We start from the raw sequence: 22215 nt of genomic DNA on the forward strand, positions 1-22215 counted from the left end.
GCCTGGCGAGGATGAGAAATGTCCGAACAGAAAGTCACGGTTTCCGCCGACGGTCCCGAGGATCCGTCGGTCAAGGAAGCGCTGGAGAAATTCGATCGTGAAAGCCTGGTCCGGGATCGACTGCCGCATAGGGTGATCCAGTTCGTCACGGCGGTGTCGGTGCTGCTGGCGCTGTTCCATCTCTACACCTCGTTTTCGGGACCACTGGTCGATGTCGCGCAACGCAGCATCCACCTTTATACCCTGCTGGGACTGGCCTTCATCCTCTATCCGTTGACCCGCAAGGGGGCTCGCGATCGGGTGCCGTGGGGGGATGCCGTTGTGGCGCTGGTGGCGTTCGGGATCGGTGTCTATATGCTGGCGGTGTCGGATCGTGTCATCGCCTCGGCGGGGCGCATCAACAATGTCGACATGGTGGTCGGCTTCGTGGCGATCCTGCTGGTGCTGGATGCCACCCGGCGCGTCACGGGTTGGGGGCTGACGATCCTGGCCTCGCTGTTCCTGGTCTACGGCTTCTACGCCAAGCTTTCGTTCTATCCGCAGGTGAACGATGCGATCGTTCTCGCGACGTGCAAGCAGATCGTCTCGCACCTGGTGTACATCACCGAGGGCTTGCTGGGTACGGCGATCGGGGTCTCGGCGAGCTACATCATCCTGTTCATCCTGTTCGGTGCCTTCCTCGGCAAGTCCGGCCTGGGGCAGCTGTTCAACGATCTGGCGCTGGCCATCGCCGGGCATACCCGTGGCGGCCCGGCCAAGGTGGCGGTCATCGCCAGCGGCTTCCTGGGGTCGATCAACGGCTCCGCCATCGCCAACGTCGTGACGACCGGCGCCTTCACCATTCCGCTGATGAAGAAGACCGGCTACAAGCCGAACTTCGCCGGTGCGGTGGAGGCTGCGGCCAGCGTCGGTGGACAGATTCTGCCGCCGATCATGGGCGCGGCGGCGTTCATCATGGCCGAGGTGCTCTCGGTGCCTTACACCCAGGTCATCCTGGCGGGGATCATCCCGGCGCTGCTCTTCTACCTCGGGGTGCTGTTCCAGGTCCATCTGCGTGCCATGCGCAACGGGCTGGAAGGGATTCCCCGTTCGCAGTTGACCCCGCTCAAGGAGGTGATGCTCAAGCGAGGCCATCTGTTGATACCGATGGCGGTGCTGCTGTGGCTGCTGTTCGAAGGGCGGGCGCCGTTCTTCGCCGCCTTCTGGTCGATCGCCGCGACGGTGCTGATCTGCGGCACGCGCCGCGTGACCGTCGGGCTCGGCCTGATCCTGACGCTGCTGATCTTCGAGCCCCAGCTGCGGGCGCTGATCGGCGGTCACGCCCTGCCCAACTTCCCGGCCAGTCGCTGGATGCTGTTCGTGATCATCGCGATTCCGGTGGCGATCAACGCGCTGCGGGCCAGGCTCGGGATGGTGGCCGAGAAGATGGATGTGGGGGATTGCCGTGACGCCATGCACGATGGGGTGCGCAACGCGATTCCCGTCGCCGTGGCCTGCGGGGCGGTCGGGATCATCGTGGGTATCGCCACGCTCACCGGCATCGCGCTGGAGGCGGCGGATGCCGTGGTGACGCTGGGACAGCAGATTCCGATTCCGATGATCCAACTGCTGGTCACGCTGGTGCTGACCATGATCGCCTCGATCGTGCTGGGCATGGGGCTGCCCAGCATCCCGACCTACATCATCACCAGCACCATGGCTGCGCCGATCCTGCTCAACCTGCCGATGTTCCGCGAGCTGGCCGGCAGCAACGAGACGGCGATCTTCGTCGCCCACATGTTCGTGTTCTACTTCGGGCTGTTCGCCAATCTGACCCCGCCCGTGGCGCTGGCGGCCTACGCGGGGGCGGGCATCAGCGGCGGCTCGCCCAACGCCACCGGCTTCCAGGCGATGAAGCTCGCCATCGCCGGGTTCGTGGTGCCGTACATGTTCGTGTTCGCCCACAGCATGCTGATGATCGATGCGACCCTTTGGAACACGCTGTGGGTCATCGTGACCGGCGTGGTCGGCGTGCTGCTGCTGGCGGTGGCGGTGGAGGGTTACCTGCGGCGGCCGCTCAATCCCTTCTGGCGGGTCCTGGCGGCGGTGGGCGCGCTGGCTCTGATCTTCCCGGGGCTGGCCAGCGACATCGTCGGTGCGGTGATTACCGTGGTGCTGTTCCTGCTGGCCAAGGCGAAGCCGGAAGTGAGGTCCGCCGGCACGACCTAGCCCGGCGACGCCGAGCTCCGCGACGACGCCCGCGCTCCTGCCAAGGAGGGCGGGCGTTTTCGATGGCGTCGACGGGCAATACCGGCCGAGGTTTGCTATAAGGAATCCAAGGCGTCCGTTCCTTAGCAGAGATGCCGGCCAATGACCGATGAGGATGGCACATGTCAATCAATGTCACTCGGCGCCAGTTTTTCAAACTGGGCGGAGCGGGATTGGCGAGCTCGAGCCTGGCGATGATGGGCTTTGCGCCCGAGCCCGCCGAAGCCTCGATCCGCCAGTTCAAGCTGACCCACGCCAAAGAGACCCGCAACACCTGCACCTACTGCTCGGTAGGCTGCGGCATCCTGATCTACAGCAAGGGTGACGGTTCCAAGAACGTCGAACAGAACGTCTTCCATATCGAAGGCGACCCCGACCATCCGGTGTCCCGTGGTTCGCTCTGCCCCAAAGGCGCCGGTCTGCTCGACTTCGTTCACAGCAAGGGGCGGCTCGAATATCCGCAGGTGCGTGAAGCGGGCTCCAGCGAATGGACACGCATCAGTTGGGACGAGGCGCTCAACCGTATCGCCCGGCACATGAAGGACGATCGCGACGCCAACTTCGTCCAGCGCACCGCGCAGGGCGAGACGGTCAATCACTGGACGACGACGGGATTCCTGGCCGCGTCCGGCTCTTCCAACGAAGCCGGTTACATCACCCACAAGGTGGTTCGTAACCTCGGCATGGTGGCTTTCGACAACCAGGCACGCGTCTGACACGGACCGACGGTGGCAGGTCTTGCCCCTTCATTCGGTCGCGGTGCCATGACCAATCACTGGGTCGACATCCGCAATGCCAACTTGATTCTGTCGATGGGCGGCAACTCTGCCGAGGCACACCCCGTGGGCTTCCGCTGGGTCACCGAGGCCATCGAGCACAACAAAGCCGAGTTGATCACGATCGACCCGCGCTTCACTCGTACCAGCGCCGTGGCGCAGGACAAGGCGTTCATCCGTACCGGCACCGATATCGCGTTTCTCGGCGGGCTGATCAGTTACCTGATCGAGACCGACCAGATCCAGCGCGAATACGTGCTGAACTACACCGACGCGGCACTGATCGTGCGCGAGGATTACGGGTTCGAGGACGGCCTGTTTTCCGGGTATGACGAGTCGACGCGCAGCTACGACAAGCAGTCGTGGATGTACGAGATGGGCGACGACGGTTTCGTCCGCCGCGACGAGTCGTTGCAGGATCCGCGCTGCGTCTATCAACTGCTGCGAGAGCACTACTCGCGCTATACCCCGGACATGGTGTCGAGCATCACCGGGATCACGGTCGACGACATCCAGCGCATCTGGAAGAAGATCGCGGCTATGGCGGTGCCCGGCAAGACCATGACCATCCTCTACGCGCTGGGGTGGACGCAGCACTCGACCGGTTCCCAGATCATTCGCAACGCGGCCATGGTCCAGCTGTTGCTGGGCAACATGGGAATGCCGGGCGGTGGCGTCAACGCCCTGCGTGGCCACTCCAACATCCAGGGGTTGACCGATCTGGGGCTGCTGTCCCAGTTGCTGCCGGGCTACATGACGCTGGCCAATGCCAAGGAGCAGGATTACCGCGCCTACATCGACAAGCGCACCAAGCAGCCGACCGTCGAGGGGCAGGTCTCCTACTGGAAGAACTATGAAAAGTTCCACGTCAGCCTGATGAAGGCGTGGTACGGCGATGCCGCCAACGAAGGCAACAACTGGTGCTTCGACTGGTTGCCCAAGCTCGAGCGACCGCTCTACGACATTCTCGACACCTTCGAGCGCATGTCCAAGGGCGAGCTCAACGGCTACTTCTGCCAGGGCTTCAACCCGCTGGCCTCGTTCCCCGACCGGGCCAAGGTGACCAGGGCGCTTTCTTCGCTGAAGTACCTGGTAGTGATGGACCCGCTCAATACCGAGACCAGCGAGTTCTGGAGGAACTACGGCGAATACAACGATGTCGACTCCAGCCAGATCGACACCGAGGTGTTCCGTCTGCCGACCTGTTGCTTCGCCGAGGATGAGGGGTCGATCGTCAACAGCGCCCGCTGGTTGCAGTGGCACTGGTCGGCGGCGCCGCCGCCGGGAGACGCGCGACCGGATACCCGCATCATGGGCGAGTTGTTCCTCAAGCTGAAACGGCTCTACCAGGAAGAGGGTGGCGTCTTCGCCGATCCGATACTCAACCTGACCTGGGATTACCGAATTCCGGACGATCCGAAGGCGGATGAGCTGGCGCGCGAGTTCAACGGCCGTGCGCTGGAGGATCTGACCGACGAGCAGGGCAACGTGACCCGGCGAGCCGGTGAGCAACTGGCCGGGTTCGCCGAGCTGACCGCCGACGGCCGCACTGCGGCGGGTTGCTGGATATTCACCGGCTGCTGGACCGAAGCCGGCAACCAGATGGCCAACCGCGACAATTCCGATCCTTATGGCACCGGCAACACGCTGGGTTGGGCCTGGGCCTGGCCGATGAACCGGCGAATCCTCTACAACCGGGCCAGCGCCGACGTCCAGGGGCGCCCCTGGGGGCCTGACAAGGCGTTCGTCTGGTGGGATGGCGAGCAGGGCGCCTGGGTGGGGGCGGACGTGCCGGACTTCCCGACCAACTCGCCGCCGTCGCAAGGGCAGATGCCGTTCATCATGCAGCCGGAGGGCGTCGGCCACCTGTTCGCCGGGCAGAGCATGGTCGACGGGCCGTTCCCCGAACATTACGAGCCGTTCGAGTCACCGGTGTCGCAGAACCTGCTGCATCCGGGCAAGGAGAAGGCGCGCAACAATCCGGCCGCGCGCATTTTCGACGAGGACCGGGAGGCGCTGGGCAAGCCCGAGGAGTTTCCGCACGCGGCGACCACCTATCGTCTTACCGAGCATTTCCACTTCTGGACCAAGCATGCCGAGCTCAATGCCATCGTGCAGCCGCAGCAGTTCGTCGAGATCGGCGAAGCGCTGGCCGACGAGATCGGCATCGCGGCGGGTGACTGGGTGAAGGTGTCGTCCAAACGGGGCTTCATCAAGGCCGTGGCAGTGGTGACCAAGCGTTTGCGACCGATGATGATCGGCGACAAGCAGGTCCACCACGTGGGGATTCCGCTGCATTGGGGATTCACCGGGGTGGCCAAGAAAGGATACCTGGTCAACGCCCTGACACCGTTCGTCGGCGATGCCAATACCCAGACGCCGGAATACAAGTCGTTCACCGTCCGCGTTGACAAGGTCTAAGGAGGGCATATGAATAACTCTCAGAACATCATCGCCCGCTCCGCCACCACCACGACGCCTCCTCAGGTCCGGAGTCACGTCGATGAGGTTGCCAAACTGATCGATGTCTCCAAATGCATCGGTTGCAAGGCCTGCCAGGTGGCGTGCATGGAGTGGAACGACCTACGCGACGATGTTGGCGAGTGCCACGGCACCTACGATAACCCCACCGATCTGACCGCCAATTCGTGGACGGTCATGCGTTTCAGCGAACACGAGACGCAGGAGGGCAACCTCGAATGGCTGATTCGCAAGGACGGTTGCATGCACTGCGCCGAACCGGGCTGCCTGACGGCATGCCCGGCCCCCGGCGCTATCGTGCAGTACGCCAACGGCATCGTCGACTTCAATTCGGAGCACTGCATCGGTTGCGGCTACTGCATTACCGGGTGCCCGTTCGATATTCCGCGGATATCGGCAAAAGATCAGAAATCCTACAAGTGCACGCTCTGCTCGGATCGGGTCAACGCGGGGATGGAGCCGGCGTGCGTCAAGACCTGCCCGACCAACTGCATCGAGTTCGGCACCAAGGAAGACATGCTGGCGCGGGCGGAGAAGCGGGTGGGCGATCTCAAGGCGCTCGGCTTCCGTGACGCGGGTATCTACGATCCGGCCGGGGTCGGCGGCACGCACGTGATGTACGTGCTCCACCACGCCAATGACCCCAACCGTTACAGCGGGTTGCCCAAGGATCCGCGCATTTCGCCGCTGGTCGGGGCGTGGAAGGGCGCGACCAAGCCGATCATGTCGGCGATCATCGGCATCACCGCGTTCGCGGGCGTGATCCATTACATGACCAAGGGGCCGAAGGAAGAACCGGAAGAGCAGGCGGAACACGGGCAGGACGACGTGCCGCCACCGCATTCGCTCGGCTACGATGCCACCCGTCCGCGGGGAGAAGACCGATGAAGATGCCACGCGATCGACTGATTCGTTATTCGCCGCTGGATCGCGCCAATCACTGGACCATGGCCATGGTCTTCGTGCTGCTGGCGCTATCCGGGCTGGCGTTCTTCCATCCCGCCTTCTTCTTCCTGAGTCATACGCTGGGTGGGCCGGTATGGGCGCGCATCCTGCACCCGTTTCTGGGCGTGGTGCTGGTGCTGCTGTTCTACGCCATGGCGGCACGACACGTGCGTCGCAACCTGCTCGGTGAGAACGACGTCCAGTGGGCGCGCCAGATCGGCGACGTGCTCGACAATCGCGACGACAAGCTGCCACCCATCGGCAAGTACAACCCGGGTCAGAAGCTGGTCTACTGGTCGTTGGTGGTGTCGATCGCGCTGTTGCTGTTCAGCGGCGTGATCATGTGGCGACCGTGGTTCGCGGGGTTCTTCCCGATTCCGCTGATCCGCTTTGCCAGTCTGCTCCACGCCGTGTCGGCGTTCGTGGCCATCGTCACCATCGTGGTCCACGTCTATGCCGCCATCTGGGTCAAGGGCTCGATTCGCTCCATGACCCGAGGCTGGGTGACCCGAGCCTGGGCGCGCCATCACCACGGCCTGTGGGCCCGCGAACAAGAGGAGGCGCAGCGCCGTGAGCAGCAGCCCTGACAGCCAGCACGGACCAAGCGTGACCCGCGAGCACGCCTTCGGCCAGTCGCCCCCGTCGCCAGGGGCGCCGCCAATGGTCGGATTGCCAGGACGCAAGCTGTTTGCCGAGCGTGGTCAGCGCCTGCGGCAATTGGCCGAGCGGGTACCGGCGATGGCGCCCTATCTCCAGTTCATGGCGATGATCGTCGAGGCGCAGCACCGCGTCGTCCAGCAGTCGCGTCCGGTGTTGACGAGCGGGGCGGAGTTGGCCATGCGCCATGGCATCCCGCCGCTGTCGGTAGACGGCCTGTGGCGTGACATGTCATGGCCCGACGATCTCGAGGCACTGCTGAGCGAGCTTGACGGACGGGTCCTGGCTCCGCAACGCACCTGGTTCGAGGCGTTGCGCCAGCTGCCCGACGCGGATCGGGCCGAGCTGGCCCGCGCCGTGCTGGAGGGCCAGCCGTTGCCGCTCGAGCAGCGTGCCATGGCGCCGCTGGTGGGCGCGGCGCTGCAGGTGGCGTGGACACGCCAGGCAAGAGTGCTGCCGGCGACCCCGCCCAGACCGGCTGACGTCGCCAGCGGGCTCTGTCCGTGTTGCGGCTCACTTGCGGTCGGCAGCCTGATCCAGATCGGCATGGCGCGCTCCCGGGTGCGTTACCTGCAGTGTGGCCTTTGTGCCAGCGAGTGGTACGCCGAGCGGGCCAAATGCGCGCAGTGTGGCGACAGCCAGACCTTGGATTATTGCAGCCTCGAGGATGAACAGGGCGAGCGGGTGCTGCCGATCCAGGCCGAGACCTGCGATCACTGTCACAGCTACCTGAAGCGCGTCAATCGGGAGTGGGAAGCGGATGCCGATCCGCTGGCCGATGATCTTGCCAGCCTGGCCCTGGACATGATGATCGCCGATCGAGAACTGGAACGGCGCGCGTTCAATCCACTGCTGGTGTTGGGCGAGCCGGCCTAAGCTTCGAGCTTCGAGCTTCGAGCTTCGAGCTTCGAGCTTCGAGCTTCGAGCTTCGAGCTTCGAGCTTCGAGCTTCGAGCTTCGAGCTTCGAGCTTCGAGCTTCGAGCTTCGAGCTTCGAGCTTCGAGAAAGGGATTGCGAGCTTCGCGAGTCGACGGGGGTTGTCTTCGCGGCTCGCGGCTCGCGGCTTGTATTGGCGCCAGCTCGACGATTAAATCGAGGTCACAGTCAGCGACCTCGAGCCCGTCATGCCCGACACGATCGCCTCATCGATGGATCTTCGCCGCCAGTTGCCGGGGGTGACGACACTGCTCGACCATCCCGAACTCCAGCCGTGGCGGCAGCGCCATGGTGACCGGCTGCCGATACGCGCCATTCGTGAGACACTCGCCCACTATCGCCAGCGCTTGAGTGAGGGCGCGGCGGACGACATCGGTGACGACCGGCCCGAGGAGGGCGACCTGGTCGCCGCGATCAGGGGACGGCTCGAGCTTTTGACACGCGCCAATACCCGTCCGGTCTTCAATCTGACCGGCACCGTCATCCACACCAATCTGGGGCGTTCGCCGCTCTCCGAAGCGGCCATCGAGGCCGTCGTCCAGGCTGCCCGTCACCCCATCGCGCTGGAGTACGATCTGGAGAAGGGGCGGCGCGGCGATCGTGACCGTCTGGTGGAAGAGCTGCTGATCGAACTGACCGGTGCCGAGGCGGCGACCGTGGTCAACAACAATGCCGCGGCCGTGCTGCTATCGCTCACGGCCCTCGGCGCCGGGCGCGAGGCAGTGATCTCGCGGGGCGAGATGATCGAGATCGGCGGCGCCTTTCGGATGCCGGACGTGATGTCCGCCGCCGGCTGTCGGCTGGTCGAGGTCGGTGCCACCAATCGCACTCACGCGCGGGACTTTCACCAGGCGCTCGGTGACGACAGCGGGCTGATCGTCAAGGTGCATACCTCCAACTACGCCATCACCGGATTCACCAGCAGCGTGCCGGAGCACGAGCTTGCCCGGATCGCCCACGAGCATGGCATACCGTTCATGATCGATCTGGGCAGCGGCGCATTGACCGACTTCCGCGCGCTGGGCCTGCCCTACGAGGCCCAGCCGTCGGAGGCGATCGCGGCGGGCGCCGATCTGGTGACCTTCAGCGGCGACAAGCTGCTTGGCGGTCCGCAGGCGGGCATCGTCGTCGGCAAGCGTGAGCTGATCGCCCGGCTAAAGCAACACCCGCTCAAGCGGGCGTTGCGCTGTGACAAGCTCACGCTGGCGGCGCTGGAGGCCACGCTCCGGTGCTATCGAGACAGTGATATGCCATCACGCTCGCTGCCGACGTTGTCGATGCTGGCGCGTGATGTGGCCACGATTGGCGACCAGGTGAGCAGATTGAAGCCGATGATGCAGGCGGCACTCGATGGCATTGCCGAAGTGACCTGTCGGGATTGCCGCAGCCAGCTCGGCAGCGGCTCGCTGCCGGTGGATCGTCTCGACAGCCGTGCGCTGGTGCTCCATTGCTCACGGAGTCGGGATCTGTCCCGGCTGGAGCGCGTGCTTCGCGGCTTGCCGCGACCCGTGATAGGGCGAGTGCACGAGGGTGCACTGTGGCTGGATCTGCGCTGCCTGGATGGCGACGAGGAGGAGCGCCGGTTCGTCGAGCAGCTCGATACCCTTCGGCCGCTGTGGGATCGCACGGCATGATCGTCGGTACCGCGGGGCATGTCGATCACGGCAAGACGGCACTGATTCGCGCGCTCACCGGCGTGGCCACCGATCGCCTGAAAGAGGAGCAGGTTCGTGGTCTCACCATCGAGGCCGGCTATGCCTATCCCGAGCCGCCACCGGAATATGCCGGGGCCATGCTGGGGTTCATCGACGTGCCGGGCCACGAGCGCTTCATCGCCAACATGCTCTCCGGCGCCGTGGGTATCCAAGCGATGTTGCTGGTGGTCGCGGCGGACGACGGCATCATGCCGCAGACGAGCGAACATGCCCGCATTCTGGAGCTGCTGGGCGTGACACGGGCCTGGGTGGCGCTGACCAAGACCGATCGCGTCGAACCCGACCGCATCGCGCAGGTCATGCTCGAGCTGCAGCGCTGGCTGGCGGATACCGCCTTCGCGGGGGCGCCGATCTTTCCGCTCTCCACTGTTTCGGGCGAGGGAGTCGGCGCACTCGAACACGCGCTATGGACGGCGGCCGCCAAGGTCCCGGGAGACGGCATTGTCTCGGGAGACGGCGATATCCCCGGGAATAGCGCGGCAGCCACTCCCGTTTCGGGTCGCTTTCGGCTCGCCGTCGACCGTGTCTTCACCAAGCGGGGGGCGGGCGTCGTGGTCACCGGAACGGTGCGCAGCGGCCGGGTATCGCTGGGTGACAGCGTCCGACTGTTACCGACCGGCCTGGCGGCACGCGTGCGCGGACTGCGGTGTCAGGATCGCGATGCGGAAGCCGCGAGCCGGGGCGAGCGCTGTGCCATCAATCTCAGCGGCGCCGATATCGAGATTGGGCGTCTGGCCCGGGGCGATTGGGTCGTGGCCGAGGCTTCCCGGCTCGGCGATCAGCGCCGGCTCGATGTCGTTCTGCGTTCGCTGCCGGAGTCGCCGTCGCTCGAGCACTGGGCGCCCGTTCACCTCCATCATGGCAGCGCCCATGTCACCGGGCGCATCTCGTTACTGGAAGCGGAGGTTTTGGCGCCCGGGGCATCGATGCTCGCGCAACTGGTGCTGGACTCGCCGCTGCAGGCGGCACACGGTGATCGAGTCGTGATTCGCGACCACGGGGCCAGTCACACGCTGGGCGGGGCCCGCGTGCTTGATGTCGATCCTCCCAGAAGAGGTGCCAGGAAACCGGCGCGTCTCGCCTGGTTGGGTCAATTGCAAGCGTTCCTGCCGGACGATCGCGGCGCTCAGGACCCGCGGGTGCTGTGGCAAGCCCCGGCGCTGGACGAGGAGAGCGTGGATCTCGTGGCGCTGGCTGCCAATCTCGACCGGGAGACGGGCGAACTCGAGAATAGCGCCACGCTCGCCGGTTGGTGGGTCGTCTCCCATCAGGGAGAGAGCCACGCACTCCCCGTGAGGACGCAGCAATCGCTCTATTGCAAGGCGCTGGAGCGGTTGGCACTGATGCACGAGCAGGAGCCCGTCATGCGCGGTGTCGACGTCGACCGCTTGCGCCGCATGGTGGCTCCTCGGTTGCCGGCCAGTCTGTTCCGCCCGTTGCTGGAGCGCTGGAAGGCGGGCGACGAGATCGTGCAGCACGGTCCGTTCGTGGCGTTGGCCTCCCACGAGGCTTCGCTTTCCCCGGAAGAGGCCCGGCGCTGGCAGCAGGTGCGCCCGCTGCTGGAGGCGTCTCCTTACGATCCGCCGCGTGTGCGGGATATCGCCCAGCAGTTCGGCTGGGAAGAGCGTGAGGCTCGGCGTCTGCTGAGAAGCTGCGCGCTGCTCGGTAGTGTCTATCAGCTGCGCCACGATCATTTCTTCCTGACGACCCATGTCGCCGAGCTGGCCGGCGTGATTCGCGAACTGGATGGCGAGGCGTCACCTGGGGCGAAGGCGGCGGACTTTCGGGACCGGGTCGGCTGTGGTCGGAAGCTGGCGGTGGCGATTCTCGAGTTTTTCGACCGGATCGGATTCACGCGGCGCGTCGGGGATGGTCACAAGGTGATCCGGGAAGATATGCTGTTCGAGTGATTTGGCTCGGTCCTTGGTGATCGAGCGCTCAGAGGGGGCAACATCGGCGAGCGAAGGCAAGTTAAGGAAAAACCGGGCGAAAAGCAGAGTTTACACGGGGAAAATGAGCATTTTCAGGCCGATTTTAACGCCGTATTGTCGAGTGCAAGCATTTTGTAAACACCATCTCCGGAAGAGAATCGTTCCCCGGTGGGGCGCCAGGACTTCAACTCCTGTAGGGGCTGCCAGCAGTCCCTGGTGGGTTCGACTCCCACTCTCTTCCGCCATCTTTCCCATCACCTGTCACCCAAGCGAGGCGATTGTCCGGTACCATCGATCGCCTGGCCCGAACGATTTGCCATGTGCAAGTGACTTGTGAAGACGGCGTTTTTTCAGGGTTGCAAAAAATTACGCGTTTTATTGATTATTCAGTTACTTATAAATGCATGATTAAGAAAATTAGCTTTTGCCGTAAGCAAGAACGATCCTGGGATCACGAGAAAGTCGCTGGCGATTCGATAATGAAAGTCCACTCTGAGATTGTCCACTTAGCCAAGTGGCCCTCACCGCGAAGGAACGTGGGAGTGGGTTCCTCCTTTTGACCTGCCTACCGATTATCTCAGCCTCAGCCGTGACTACAATGACCACGACAACGTCGCCATCGATGGAGACATCATGCAGGGTTCGCTGATCGGTATCGTGGTAGGACTGGTGGTCTGGATGTCCACCACCGAGTGGGGATGGGGCATCGGTGCGGGCATCGCCTCGGGAATCGCCTGGGATCTCTGGCGCCAGCGTTCGAGGCATGACGATTGAGGCGCCGGGGGCGAGCTGTCGGCTTGGCCCCGGCATGCCTTGGATCTGTCGCGGTTGTGATCTCAACGTAGTCGATCGAAAACCGTTGACCCAGAGATATCGAGGGATCGAATGCAACTCGTCACACCGGCAGCGTGTAATACAATAGCGTCGGGGGCATAGGCTAATATTCGGGGACATTCTCATCGGGACAGGTCTCATGGCTTCACACGACCACGCGCATCATGACCACGCGGAGGATGGTCATTCTCATGACCACTCGCACGATCATGCGCCAACCGTGACGGCTGACAGCGTCAAACGGATTAGGCTGGCAATGATTCTGACGGCCGGATTCATGCTGGTAGAGGTAGTGGGCGGCTTGATCTCAGGATCGTTGGCCTTGCTGGCCGATGCCGGTCACATGTTCAGCGACAGTTTTTCGCTCGGCCTCGCGCTGGTCGCCTTTTACATGGGCGACAAGGCGCCGGACAAGTTGCGCACTTTTGGCTATCAGCGTTTCCAGGTCCTTGCCGCCTTCGTTAACGGGCTGACGCTGCTGGCCATTGCAGTATGGATCTTCATCGCTGCGATTCAGCGCTTCACCCAACCGGTCGATGTACTGGCGGGACCGATGATGGTAGTGGCGATATTGGGTCTGCTGGTCAATCTGGTGGCCTTCAAGATTCTTCACGGTGGTGACCGGGAAAATCTCAACCTGCGCGGTGCCTTGCTGCATGTGATCGGCGACCTGTTGGGGTCGGTGGCGGCGATTGTGGCCTCCGTGGTGATCATGCTCACCGGCTGGACACCGATCGATCCGCTGCTTTCGATGCTGGCCGCAGCATTGATTCTGCGCGCCGCCTGGAAGATCCTGGGCCGTTCCGCGCACACACTGCTTGAGGGTACCCCCGAAGGGGTCGATATAGGCCAGATTCGGCAGGCGCTGCTCGACGTCGAGGGCGTCAAGAGCCTGCACGATATTCACGTCTGGGGCCTGACACCCCAGGACCCGTTGCTCAGCGCGCACCTGGTGATCGAGTCTCCTGCCTTTCACGACGGGGTCATCGAGCGGGCTTACGCCATGCTGCAGTCCCGCTTCGGGATCCAGCACGCAACATTGCAGGTCGAGACGCGAGACTGCCTGACCGGTGGCGAGTGCAACCAAGGGATGATCGTACATTCGTGAACCAGGCGCATGTGATGTCGCTTCACGATGAACCTTGCTCACGGTGACGACGGGAAAGTTTCATTGGCCGTGACCGCCCGGGGCAGGCAGAATCTCCATCATACTGTCGTCAATCCATCGCCGGTCGTCGTTTCCGGGACACCAAGGCTCGAGAGCGAGACCTCGACCAGCGTGCGATCACGCTGGTCCGCATCGAAGAGAGCAATGTCATGAGCACGCAGCCTCCGCTGGGATTCAGTTTCGAATTCTTCCCCCCCAACACCGACGCGGGGCGCGAAAAGCTCGGCGGTGTCCGCGATGCGCTGGCCGCCCGCAAGCCGCGGTTCTTCTCCGTGACCTACGGCGCCGGTGGCTCCACTCAGGCACGCACGTTCGACACCGTCAGGACGGTCCGTCGCAGCGGAGTCACCACGGCGCCGCACCTCTCCTGCGTCGGTAGCGACAAATCGGCGCTGCGCGATCTGCTGCACGCCTACCGTGAAGATGGCGTCGATAGCCTGGTGGCCCTGCGCGGTGATTTGCCATCGGGCATGGGTGGGGCCGGGGAGCTGCGTTATGCCAACGAACTGGTCGAGTTCATTCGCGACGAGACTGGCGATCATTTCGAGATCGCGGTGGCCGCCTATCCCGAAGCGCACCCGCAGGCGCCGAGCTTCGAGCGGGACCTGGAAAACTTCGCCCGCAAGGCCAGGGCGGGAGCGAACATCGCCATCACCCAGTATTTCTTCACGGCCGAAGCCTACTTCCACTTCGTCGAGCGCGTTCGGGCCATGGGTATCGACACCCCGATCGTGCCCGGCATCATGCCGATCACCAACTACACCAAGCTGGCGCGCTTTTCCGACGCCTGCGGGGCCGATATCCCGCGCTGGATCCGCAAGCAGCTCGAAGCCTACGGAGACGATAGCGACAGCATCCAGGCATTCGGCACCGAGGTCGTCTCGAATCTGTGCCGGCGTCTGCTGGATGGCGGTGCGCCCGGGCTTCATTTCTATACGCTCAACCAGTCCGCGCCCACGCTTCGGGTGCTCGACAACCTGAACTGAGCCCCGGCCGCAAGCTGGCACTATCCTCGGATCAGTGGATTCGCGTCGTTCGACGACGTTGTCTACGTTGAAGAGTGCATTATCGGCCGGCATCCGGCTGAAAGATTCACTCACGGAGAGGAGAGCGCCATGCAACGCAACGGATTGATCGGTCTGACCGCGGGGGTTGCGCTGGCCCTGTCGGGATGGGCGCAGGCGGACACCACGGTGGAGATGCACTCGGTTTCCGCGGACGGTGTCGGCGATAGCGTCGGCAAGGTGGTCGCCAAGGACACCGAGTACGGTCTGCTGCTGACGCCCGACCTGTCGGGCCTGAACGCCGGGCTCCACGGTTTCCACCTGCACGCCAATGCCAGTTGCGAGACCAGCGAGACCGATGGCGAGGTCACGCCTGGCGGCGCCGCCGGTGGCCACTTCGACCCTGACGATACCGGCACACACCAGGGACCCTACAGCGACGAGGGCCATCTCGGGGACCTGCCGGCACTCACGGTCGGGGATGACGGCAAAGCGACGACGCCAGTACTGGCGCCACGTCTCACCGAAGCCGATCTCGGCGGTCACTCGCTGATGATTCACGAGGGTGGCGACAACTACAGCGACGAGCCCAAGTTGGGTGGCGGCGGGAGCCGCGTTGCCTGTGGCGTCGTCGATGAGAGCTAGCGTGCCCTGAATGGCGCGCCTTTTCACGGCTCCCCCACAGAGGGAGCCGTCCTGTTTCGTTGCGGAGGCACTCCGCCCTGCAACGGTCATTCTTAAGCTATTGTTTTCTGGTCGGCGCGCGCGCCATAATCTGTTTATTTATCCAGTTATGGGGCGCCTGGGCCAATGGCCAATTTTCGAACGCATCTCGGCGTGGCGGGTGTCGGCGGAGCCGCCGTCGCTCAGGCCGGATGGCAGGCGGGGCAGTGGAGCGGATGGCAGTCGCTGGTGGTGGCGATACTGGTGGCGTTCGGCGGTATTCTCCCGGATATCGATGCCGATCAGTCCCAGGCCATCCGCCTGATCTTCAATCTCCTGGCCGTGGTCGCGGTGGTACTGGCGGTGCTGGTCCTGCAGCATCGAGTCACGCCGGCCTACCTGCTTGCCGCCTGCGGCGGTGTCTATCTCGGCGTGCGCTACCTGGCCGGTGCGATTTTCGCGCGCTTCACGGTTCATCGTGGGTTGTGGCATTCGCTGCTGGCGGCGTCGATCAGCGGGCTGTCGACGGCAGCGATCAGTTTCTCCCTGCTGGATCAGCCTGAACGACTGGCCTGGATCCACGGCTTGGCGATGACGCTGGGCTTCGTCATCCATTTGCTGCTGGACGAGCTGTATAGCGTCGATCTCACTGGGGCGCGCTTCAAGCGTTCTTTCGGCACGGCCCTCAAGCTCTTCAGTTGGCAGTCACCGGGCAGTGCGCTGATGCTGGCGCTGATATCGATGCACCTGTTGAGCTGGCTGCCATCCTTCTCGGTACTACGGCAGCTGGTGATGCAGGGGGTGGCGCTGTGGCATTGAGCCCACCTGCCCGCCATGTCCCCCATCACCGCGTGACGACGAGATCGCGATACAACTGATGTTCGACGTCAGCGAAACGCTGCTCTAAACGCGCTCGCACGATCCCCTGTTCCAGCGCATTGTCGCCGATTGACGGGGCGGTCGGCGGAATCAGTGCGGTTTGCGTGGGTCGAGAATCCGTACCGGGGTGATCTCATCGCTGGCCGGACGCTGACGTTCCCGGGGCTGGTTCACTCGGGTGGGAACCTCCTGGATCGTCTCATCCTCGATCGGCAACTGCTCGAAGAAATCGCAGCTCACGCAGTCCCGGTAGCGAATCCCGTTCTGCTCCCAGGAGCGGATGCGGTCCATGGCCGAGCAGCGCGGGCAGATCGCGCCGGCAATGAAGCGTTTCGGTGTCTGGGTCATGCGTTACCTCGAAATGGAGGAGAGGACGCTCGCAGGCGTCCTCTCGAGTCGCTGGATGGCCGCAGATCAGGCGGCGTCTCGCGGTTCGATGCCGGCATGGCGTAGCAACGGGTCTATGCTCGGCTCGCGACCACGGAAAGCCTTGAACAGTTCTGCGGCTTCCCGCGAGCCGCCCTGTTCGAGAATCGCCTCGCGGAAGCGGCGGCCGGTCTCGGGATCGAAGATGCCGGCTTCCTCGAAGGCACTATAAGCGTCCGCCGAGAGCACTTCGGCCCATTTGTAGCTGTAGTAACCGGCGGCATAGCCGCCAGCAAAGATGTGTGCGAATCCGTTCTGGAAGCGGTTGAAGTCGACGGCCGGCACCACCGACACCTTGGCTCTCACGTCGTCGAGCAGCGCCTGGACATCGGCGGCGCTGGGTTTGCGGCACTCGTGATGCAAGCGGAAATCGAACAGCGAGAATTCGAGCTGGCGCATCATCTGCATGGCCGACTGGAAATTGCGCGCCGCCTGCAGCTTGTTCAGCAGCTCATCCGGCAATTTCTCACCGGTATCGACGTGGCCGGCGATCAGGTCGAGACCCTCGCGCTCCCAGCAGAAGTTCTCCATGAACTGGCTCGGTAGCTCCACGGCGTCCCAGGCGACGCCGCTGATCCCGGAAACATCGGCGACCGTCTGCCGCGTCAGCATGTGATGCAGGCCGTGGCCGAACTCGTGGAACAGTGTCAGCACTTCGTCGTGGGTCAGCAGCGCCGGCTTGCCCGCCACCGGCGGCGTGAAGTTACAGGTGAGATAGGCCACCGGCAGCTGCAGTTCGCCATTCTCGCGCTGGAGACGCGTGCGGCAGACATCCATCCAGGCGCCGCCACGCTTGCCCTCCCGGGCGTACAGGTCCAGATAGAAGCCGGCGATGGGGCGATCGCCATCGAGCACGTCGAAGTACTTTACGTCCGGGTGGTAGCGTGGCGCTTCCGGATTCTCCGCCATGCGGATGCCGTAGAGCTTGTTCGTGACGCGAAAGAGGCCCTCGATGGCACGCGGTGCGGGGAAATAGGGGCGCAACTGTTCTTGAGAAATATCGTAGCGGGCCTGGCGCAGTTTCTCGCTGGCGAAGCCGGTATCCCAGGGCTTCAGGGCGTCGAGCCCGAGGCTCTCCTTGGCGAAGGCTTCGAGCTCGTTGAATTCGCGCTGCGCCTGCGGGTGTGCGCGGTTGGCGAGGTCGTCGAGGAAGCCCAGCACCTGTTCGGGCGTTTCGGCCATCTTGGTGGCCAGCGAGTAGTCGGCGTAGGTGTCGAAACCGAGCAGGCGGGCCAACTCCTGACGCAGTGACAGGGTTTCCTCGATCACCGGCGCGTTATCGTTCTCGCCGGCCTTGGGACCCTGGTCGGAGGCGCGGGTGACGTAGGCGGTATAGACCTCCCGGCGCAGCTCGCGATCTTCGGCGAAGGTCATGACCGGCAGGAAGCTGGGCACGTCCAGGGTAATGCGGTAACCGGAAACGCCTTTGGCTTCGGCATTGGCCTTCAATGTCTCCAGGGCGCTCTCCGGCAGGCCGCCCAGGCGATCGGCGTCGGCGAGATCGAGGTGCCAGGATTGGGTCGCATCCAGCAACTGGTTGGAGAAGGTGTTGCCGAGTTCCGACAGGCGAGCCTGAATCTCGCCGTAGCGTTTCTTGGCATCGGCCGGGAGATCGACACCGGCGAGACGAAAGTTGCGCAGCGTGTTGTCGATCGCCTTGCGCTGCGCGGTATCGAGTGTCGCGAACTCGTCGCCCTGGCGCAGAGGCTCGAAGGCCTTGAAAAGCGCGGTGTGCTGGCCGACCCAGGTGCCGTACTCGGAAAGCATGGCCAGGCACTGCTGATAGGCGTCGCGCAGGGCGTCGCTGTTCATCGTCGAGTTGAGATGGGACACCGGCGACCAGGCCTGGGAGAGGCGGTCGTCGAGCGTTTCCAGCGGCGCGGCGAGGGTCTGCCAGCTCACGTCCTGCTGCCGGGCCAGGGCCTCGGTGGCCTGACGGTTGTCGGCGATGATCTTCTCGATGGCCGGTACGACGTGTTCGGGACGGATCGCCTCGAACGGCGGCAGACTATGCTGCTCGAGCAGCGGGTTATTCGACATGGTCACCTCGGACGACGGAATCAGTGCCATTCTATATGGGGGAAGCCAAAGCCGCTTTCAATCCGGGGGCTCCAGTTGGCAGCGCCCGTTATGGGCGCTGGCCCGGGCGAGATTGGCGAGCCGCCCCGGTGCTGATAGGCTCTTCGCGTTTTCGCGTCGGTCCCGTCTGCCCGTTGCAGGCCGCCCGCGGCCGCAACCCGTTCGATAAAGGTCCCGAATGATGAGTGAAACTCTGGAGCGCTGGCAGTCCCGCCGTGCCTTTATCCTGGCGGTCACCGGTGCCGCCGTGGGGCTGGGCAACATTTGGCGCTTTCCCTACATGACGGGGGAGAACGGCGGTTCGGCGTTCCTGCTGCTCTATATCCTCTTCGTACTGCTGCTGGGGCTGCCGATGATGATGGCCGAGATCATGATCGGCCGCGCCGGCCGGCGCAGCCCGATGCAGGCGCTGGCGTTCCTGGCCGACGAGGCCGATGTGAGTCGTCACTGGAAATGGCTGGGGCTTTTCGGCGCGATCACCGTCTTCTTCATCCTGTCGTTCTATTCGGTGGTCTCCGGCTGGTCGATCGAGTACCTGGTCAGTGCCGTGAATGGCAACTTCGTCGGTCTCTCTCCCCCGCAGATCGGCGCGAGCTTCGATGCCTTCCTGGTCGATCCGCTGCGCATGACCTTCAACCATACGCTGTTCATGCTGCTGACCATGTCGGTGGTGGCGGCTGGCATCGCCAACGGCATCGAGAAGCTCAACAACGTGATGATGCCGCTGCTGTACGCGATCCTGATCGTTCTCGGGGGCTATGCCGTGACCACGCCGGGTTTCGGGGCCGCCATGCACTGGCTGTTCACTCCGAACGTCGCCGCCATCACCTGGAGCGTCGTGCTCAATGCCATGGGGCACGCCTTCTTTACCCTGGCGGTAGGCGCTTGCGCCCTGATGGCCTACGGTGCCTACATGCCCGAGGAGCAGAGTCTGCCCAAAGCCGTCTTTGCCGTGGCGCTGCTCGATATCACGGTGGCGCTGCTCTCCGGTATTGCCATCTTCTCCGTGGTCTTCACCCATGGTCTCGATCCCAGCGAGGGGCCGGGGCTGATGTTCGTCACGCTGCCGATCGCCTTCAGCGAATTGCCGGGAGGGCAGGTCTGGCTGGGCGCCTTCTTTCTGCTCCTGCTGGTGGCGACCTGGACGTCGTCGATCAATCTCGCCGAGCCGATGGTGTCGATGCTGGTAGGTGCCGGGTGGCGACGCAGCCGGGCTGCTATCCTGATCGGGTCTCTGGTGTGGCTGGTGGGTCTGCTGTCGGTACTCTCGTTTTCCACCCTGGCAGACGTGCACTGGGTTGGCGAGATGAATTTCTTCACGCTGGTGTCGACCGTTCCGCCCGATATCTTCCTGCCGGTCGGTGGTCTGCTGACCGCCATCTTCGCAGTCTGGATGATGTCGAAGGAAGCGGCCACGGCGGCGCTGGGCGTCGGCATCGGTGGCTTCCGGCTGTGGCGATGGCTGGTGCGTTACGTGTCGATTCCGCTGACGGTCGTGGTGCTGGCGACCAGCCTCATGTAGGCCGTGCCTGGATGGTGAAGCGGATTCTGGATAGCGATAGGAGTGGGACTCAATGGCAATTCGAACATTTCAGGGCGTGACGCCCAGCCTCGGTCAACGGGTATTCATCGACGATACCAGTGTCGTGCTGGGTGACGTGGCGCTGGGCGACGACTGCTCGGTGTGGCCGATGGCGGTCATCCGTGGCGATGTTCACCGCATTCGCATCGGCGCGCGTACCAGCGTGCAGGATGGTTGCGTGCTGCACTGTACCCATGCCAGTGACTACAACCCCGGCGGCCATCCCTTGGTGATCGGGGAGGATGTCACGATCGGCCATCAGGCCACGCTGCACGGCTGCCGGGTCGGGGATCGGGTTCTGATCGGAATGGGCGCGGTGGTGCTCGACGGGACCGTGATCGAAGACGAAGTGATCGTTGCTGCTGGCGCCATGGTGCCGCCCGGCAAGGTGCTGGCGAGCGGCCATGTCTACGCTGGCAACCCCGCCAAGCCGTTGCGCGAGCTCAAGGCCGCCGAACGGGCGTTTTTCAGTTATTCCGCGAAAAATTACGTCAAGCTGAAGGACCAGCATCTGAGCGGAGAGTGACCCGGGGCGGAAGCGATCAGGGCTCGAAGCGGTCGCTCAGCAACTGCGAGCGTCTCTCCGCGCGTCGGGCCCTCGATTCGGCGCGTTGCATGTCCAGCAACCCCGTCTTGACGTAGTCGAGATGCTCGTGGGCCAGTATCCGAGCCTCCTCGGCTCTCCCTTCCTGAATCGCCTCGAGCAGCGCGCGGTGCTGCGCCATCAACCGTTGGCGGGCGTTGGGGCGCTCGAACAGATGCGCCAGATTGCCGACGATGCTCTTCTCCAGCAGATGGAAAAGGCCACGAATGGTATGCAGCATCAGGACATTGTGCGCGGCCTCGGCAATGGCAAGATGAAAGGCGGCGTCGGCCTTGGCCTCGCGTAGCGGGTCCCCTTGCTGGACCGGGTCTCTGTAGCTCCTGTCCAGTGCCTCGAACCGCTGCTGCAGCATCTCTTTGTCGGCCGGTGTTGCCCGCATTGCCGCGTGATAGGCCGTGATTCCTTCCATCGCATCGCGAAATTCCAGCACGTCGAGATGGAACTCGTCGTGGCGCGACAGCATCTCCAGCATGGGATCGCCGTAGCTATCGACGAGGCGCTCGCTGACATAGGTGCCCCCGCCCTGACGGCTGGTCAGCAGTCCGCGAGTGGCCAGCTTCTGAATGGCTTCGCGTAGCGAGGGGCGTGAAACTCCGAAGCGTTCGGCCAGTTGTCTCTCGGCCGGCAAGCGGTGGCCCGGTTTAAGGCTGCCCTCGAGGATCATCGTTTCGAGCCGCTCGGTGATAACGTCGGCCAGACGGGGCTGCCTGACGGAAGGGTAGGTCACGTGACGATGCTCCTGATGACGATTCCAATAATTGGTTTTACCAATGTTCTGGCAGCTTTCAAAGACTTGCCAGTCGTGATGGTGAACGTCAGAAGTTGGCATCTGGCAAAAGCATAAGACGCCCGACGGCAATCGGCTTCCGTCGCCATTGATCTGTATCGAGCCACCGCAGATGTTCATCATCGATTCAGTTTTTTCGATTCAAGGGCTTGCCAAGTCCGGTTCGGGTCCGTAAAGTACGCATCCGCTGCCGCCGAGACAGGTTCTCGACGGGAGTGAAGAAGGAAGCCAAGCGTTTGATTCGATTGAAATAATCGGTTGACGCCAGGCAGGGAGGCAGGCAGAATGCTCCCGCTTCTTCGACAGGATCGGCGCCGACGGCAGCATGCGACGCCAAGCGGGATTCGACAAAAAAGACGTTGACATCCTCGCCCGGATCCTTAAAATACGCCACTCCTTACGGCGGCCAAGAAAGCAAGTGCTGACAAGCACTTGGATGATTTCCTGGCTCGTGGCAGAGGCCCGAAAGGCCTCCAGTAAGAACGCTCTTTAACAATCGATC

Annotated in this window: 17 protein-coding genes and 1 tRNA gene; 15 read left to right on the forward strand and 3 right to left on the reverse strand. The window is 63.6% G+C overall.

What is annotated here, in order from left to right; translation table 11 throughout:
• Window positions 1-18: 18 nt before the first annotated feature.
• The 13 genes from F0A16_RS19865 (at window position 19) to F0A16_RS19920 (ending at window position 16175) form a co-directional block, all read left to right on the forward strand.
• Entirely contained in the window at window positions 19-2208 is a 2190-nt protein-coding gene (locus tag F0A16_RS19865; RefSeq protein WP_149437515.1) for a TRAP transporter permease, read from the forward strand.
• 236 nt (window positions 2209-2444) lie between these two features.
• Entirely contained in the window at window positions 2445-5444 is a 3000-nt protein-coding gene (gene fdnG, locus F0A16_RS19870) for a formate dehydrogenase-N subunit alpha (protein WP_239023908.1), read from the forward strand.
• A 9-nt stretch (window positions 5445-5453) separates the two neighbouring features.
• Complete coding sequence (gene fdxH / locus F0A16_RS19875; RefSeq protein WP_149437518.1) at window positions 5454-6392, forward strand: formate dehydrogenase subunit beta; 939 nt, start codon at window positions 5454-5456, stop codon at window positions 6390-6392.
• Entirely contained in the window at window positions 6389-7036 is a 648-nt protein-coding gene (locus F0A16_RS19880) for a formate dehydrogenase subunit gamma (RefSeq protein WP_149437520.1), read from the forward strand. The genes fdxH and F0A16_RS19880 overlap by 4 nt, the downstream gene beginning before the upstream one ends.
• The gene (fdhE, locus tag F0A16_RS19885; protein ID WP_239023905.1) at window positions 7020-7982 is read left to right on the forward strand and encodes a formate dehydrogenase accessory protein FdhE; all 963 of its coding nucleotides are present in this window, start codon (window positions 7020-7022) and stop codon (window positions 7980-7982) included. The genes F0A16_RS19880 and fdhE overlap by 17 nt, the downstream gene beginning before the upstream one ends.
• Before the next feature lie 247 nt (window positions 7983-8229).
• Window positions 8230-9675, forward strand: a complete 1446-nt coding sequence (gene selA, locus F0A16_RS19890) for an L-seryl-tRNA(Sec) selenium transferase (protein WP_239023906.1) — start codon at window positions 8230-8232, stop codon at window positions 9673-9675.
• Window positions 9672-11666, forward strand: a complete 1995-nt coding sequence (gene selB / locus F0A16_RS19895; RefSeq protein WP_149437522.1) for a selenocysteine-specific translation elongation factor — start codon at window positions 9672-9674, stop codon at window positions 11664-11666. The genes selA and selB overlap by 4 nt, the downstream gene beginning before the upstream one ends.
• 170 nt (window positions 11667-11836) lie before the next feature.
• Window positions 11837-11932: transfer RNA gene (locus F0A16_RS19900), tRNA-Sec, on the forward strand.
• A 388-nt stretch (window positions 11933-12320) separates the two neighbouring features.
• Window positions 12321-12461, forward strand: a complete 141-nt coding sequence (locus F0A16_RS21815; protein ID WP_187776089.1) for a hypothetical protein — start codon at window positions 12321-12323, stop codon at window positions 12459-12461.
• Window positions 12462-12660: 199 nt separating this feature from the next.
• The gene (locus tag F0A16_RS19905; RefSeq protein ID WP_149437524.1) at window positions 12661-13629 is read left to right on the forward strand and encodes a cation diffusion facilitator family transporter; all 969 of its coding nucleotides are present in this window, start codon (window positions 12661-12663) and stop codon (window positions 13627-13629) included.
• A gap of 209 nt (window positions 13630-13838) precedes the next feature.
• Window positions 13839-14675: a methylenetetrahydrofolate reductase [NAD(P)H] gene (gene metF / locus F0A16_RS19910; RefSeq protein ID WP_149437526.1), complete on the forward strand. Its 837-nt coding sequence runs from the start codon at window positions 13839-13841 to the stop codon at window positions 14673-14675.
• 129 nt (window positions 14676-14804) lie between these two features.
• Window positions 14805-15338 carry a superoxide dismutase family protein gene (gene sodC, locus F0A16_RS19915; RefSeq protein ID WP_149437528.1) on the forward strand — a complete coding sequence of 178 codons (534 nt, stop codon included), beginning with the start codon at window positions 14805-14807 and terminating at the stop codon, window positions 15336-15338.
• 165 nt (window positions 15339-15503) lie between these two features.
• Entirely contained in the window at window positions 15504-16175 is a 672-nt protein-coding gene (locus tag F0A16_RS19920; protein ID WP_149437530.1) for a metal-dependent hydrolase, read from the forward strand.
• Between the two features lie 150 nt (window positions 16176-16325).
• On the opposite strand, the gene F0A16_RS19925 is transcribed toward F0A16_RS19920, so the two are convergent.
• Both F0A16_RS19925 and prlC read right to left on the reverse strand, forming a co-directional pair.
• Window positions 16326-16583: a YheV family putative zinc ribbon protein gene (locus F0A16_RS19925; protein ID WP_149437532.1), complete on the reverse strand. Its 258-nt coding sequence runs from the start codon at window positions 16581-16583 to the stop codon at window positions 16326-16328.
• Window positions 16584-16649: 66 nt separating this feature from the next.
• Entirely contained in the window at window positions 16650-18701 is a 2052-nt protein-coding gene (gene prlC, locus F0A16_RS19930) for an oligopeptidase A (protein WP_149437534.1), read from the reverse strand.
• Window positions 18702-18921: 220 nt separating this feature from the next.
• Between prlC and F0A16_RS19935 the strand changes: the two genes are divergently transcribed.
• Window positions 18922-20262, forward strand: coding sequence for a sodium-dependent transporter (locus F0A16_RS19935; protein ID WP_149437536.1), 1341 nt, complete (start codon window positions 18922-18924; stop codon window positions 20260-20262).
• A gap of 52 nt (window positions 20263-20314) precedes the next feature.
• Window positions 20315-20848, forward strand: coding sequence for a gamma carbonic anhydrase family protein (locus F0A16_RS19940; protein ID WP_149437538.1), 534 nt, complete (start codon window positions 20315-20317; stop codon window positions 20846-20848).
• Between the two features lie 16 nt (window positions 20849-20864).
• Here the strand turns inward: F0A16_RS19940 and F0A16_RS19945 are convergent, their stop codons facing one another.
• The gene (locus F0A16_RS19945; RefSeq protein ID WP_149437540.1) at window positions 20865-21653 is read right to left on the reverse strand and encodes a GntR family transcriptional regulator; all 789 of its coding nucleotides are present in this window, start codon (window positions 21651-21653) and stop codon (window positions 20865-20867) included.
• Window positions 21654-22215 lie beyond the last annotated feature (562 nt).

It is taken from the genome of Salinicola corii, from assembly GCF_008298015.1.
GTDB classification, from domain to species: Bacteria; Pseudomonadota; Gammaproteobacteria; order Pseudomonadales; family Halomonadaceae; genus Salinicola; species Salinicola corii.

Coding starts and splice junctions, on each gene's coding strand:
- F0A16_RS19865 (WP_149437515.1), top strand. CDS start 19: ATGTCCGAACAGAAAGTCACGGTTTCCGCCGACGGTCCCGAGGATCCG.
- fdxH (WP_149437518.1), top strand. CDS start 5,454: ATGAATAACTCTCAGAACATCATCGCCCGCTCCGCCACCACCACGACG.
- F0A16_RS19880 (WP_149437520.1), top strand. CDS start 6,389: ATGAAGATGCCACGCGATCGACTGATTCGTTATTCGCCGCTGGATCGC.
- selA (WP_239023906.1), top strand. CDS start 8,230: ATGCCCGACACGATCGCCTCATCGATGGATCTTCGCCGCCAGTTGCCG.
- selB (WP_149437522.1), top strand. CDS start 9,672: ATGATCGTCGGTACCGCGGGGCATGTCGATCACGGCAAGACGGCACTG.
- F0A16_RS21815 (WP_187776089.1), top strand. CDS start 12,321: ATGCAGGGTTCGCTGATCGGTATCGTGGTAGGACTGGTGGTCTGGATG.
- F0A16_RS19905 (WP_149437524.1), top strand. CDS start 12,661: ATGGCTTCACACGACCACGCGCATCATGACCACGCGGAGGATGGTCAT.
- metF (WP_149437526.1), top strand. CDS start 13,839: ATGAGCACGCAGCCTCCGCTGGGATTCAGTTTCGAATTCTTCCCCCCC.
- sodC (WP_149437528.1), top strand. CDS start 14,805: ATGCAACGCAACGGATTGATCGGTCTGACCGCGGGGGTTGCGCTGGCC.
- F0A16_RS19920 (WP_149437530.1), top strand. CDS start 15,504: ATGGCCAATTTTCGAACGCATCTCGGCGTGGCGGGTGTCGGCGGAGCC.
- F0A16_RS19925 (WP_149437532.1), bottom strand. CDS start 16,583: ATGACCCAGACACCGAAACGCTTCATTGCCGGCGCGATCTGCCCGCGC.
- prlC (WP_149437534.1), bottom strand. CDS start 18,701: ATGTCGAATAACCCGCTGCTCGAGCAGCATAGTCTGCCGCCGTTCGAG.
- F0A16_RS19935 (WP_149437536.1), top strand. CDS start 18,922: ATGAGTGAAACTCTGGAGCGCTGGCAGTCCCGCCGTGCCTTTATCCTG.
- F0A16_RS19940 (WP_149437538.1), top strand. CDS start 20,315: ATGGCAATTCGAACATTTCAGGGCGTGACGCCCAGCCTCGGTCAACGG.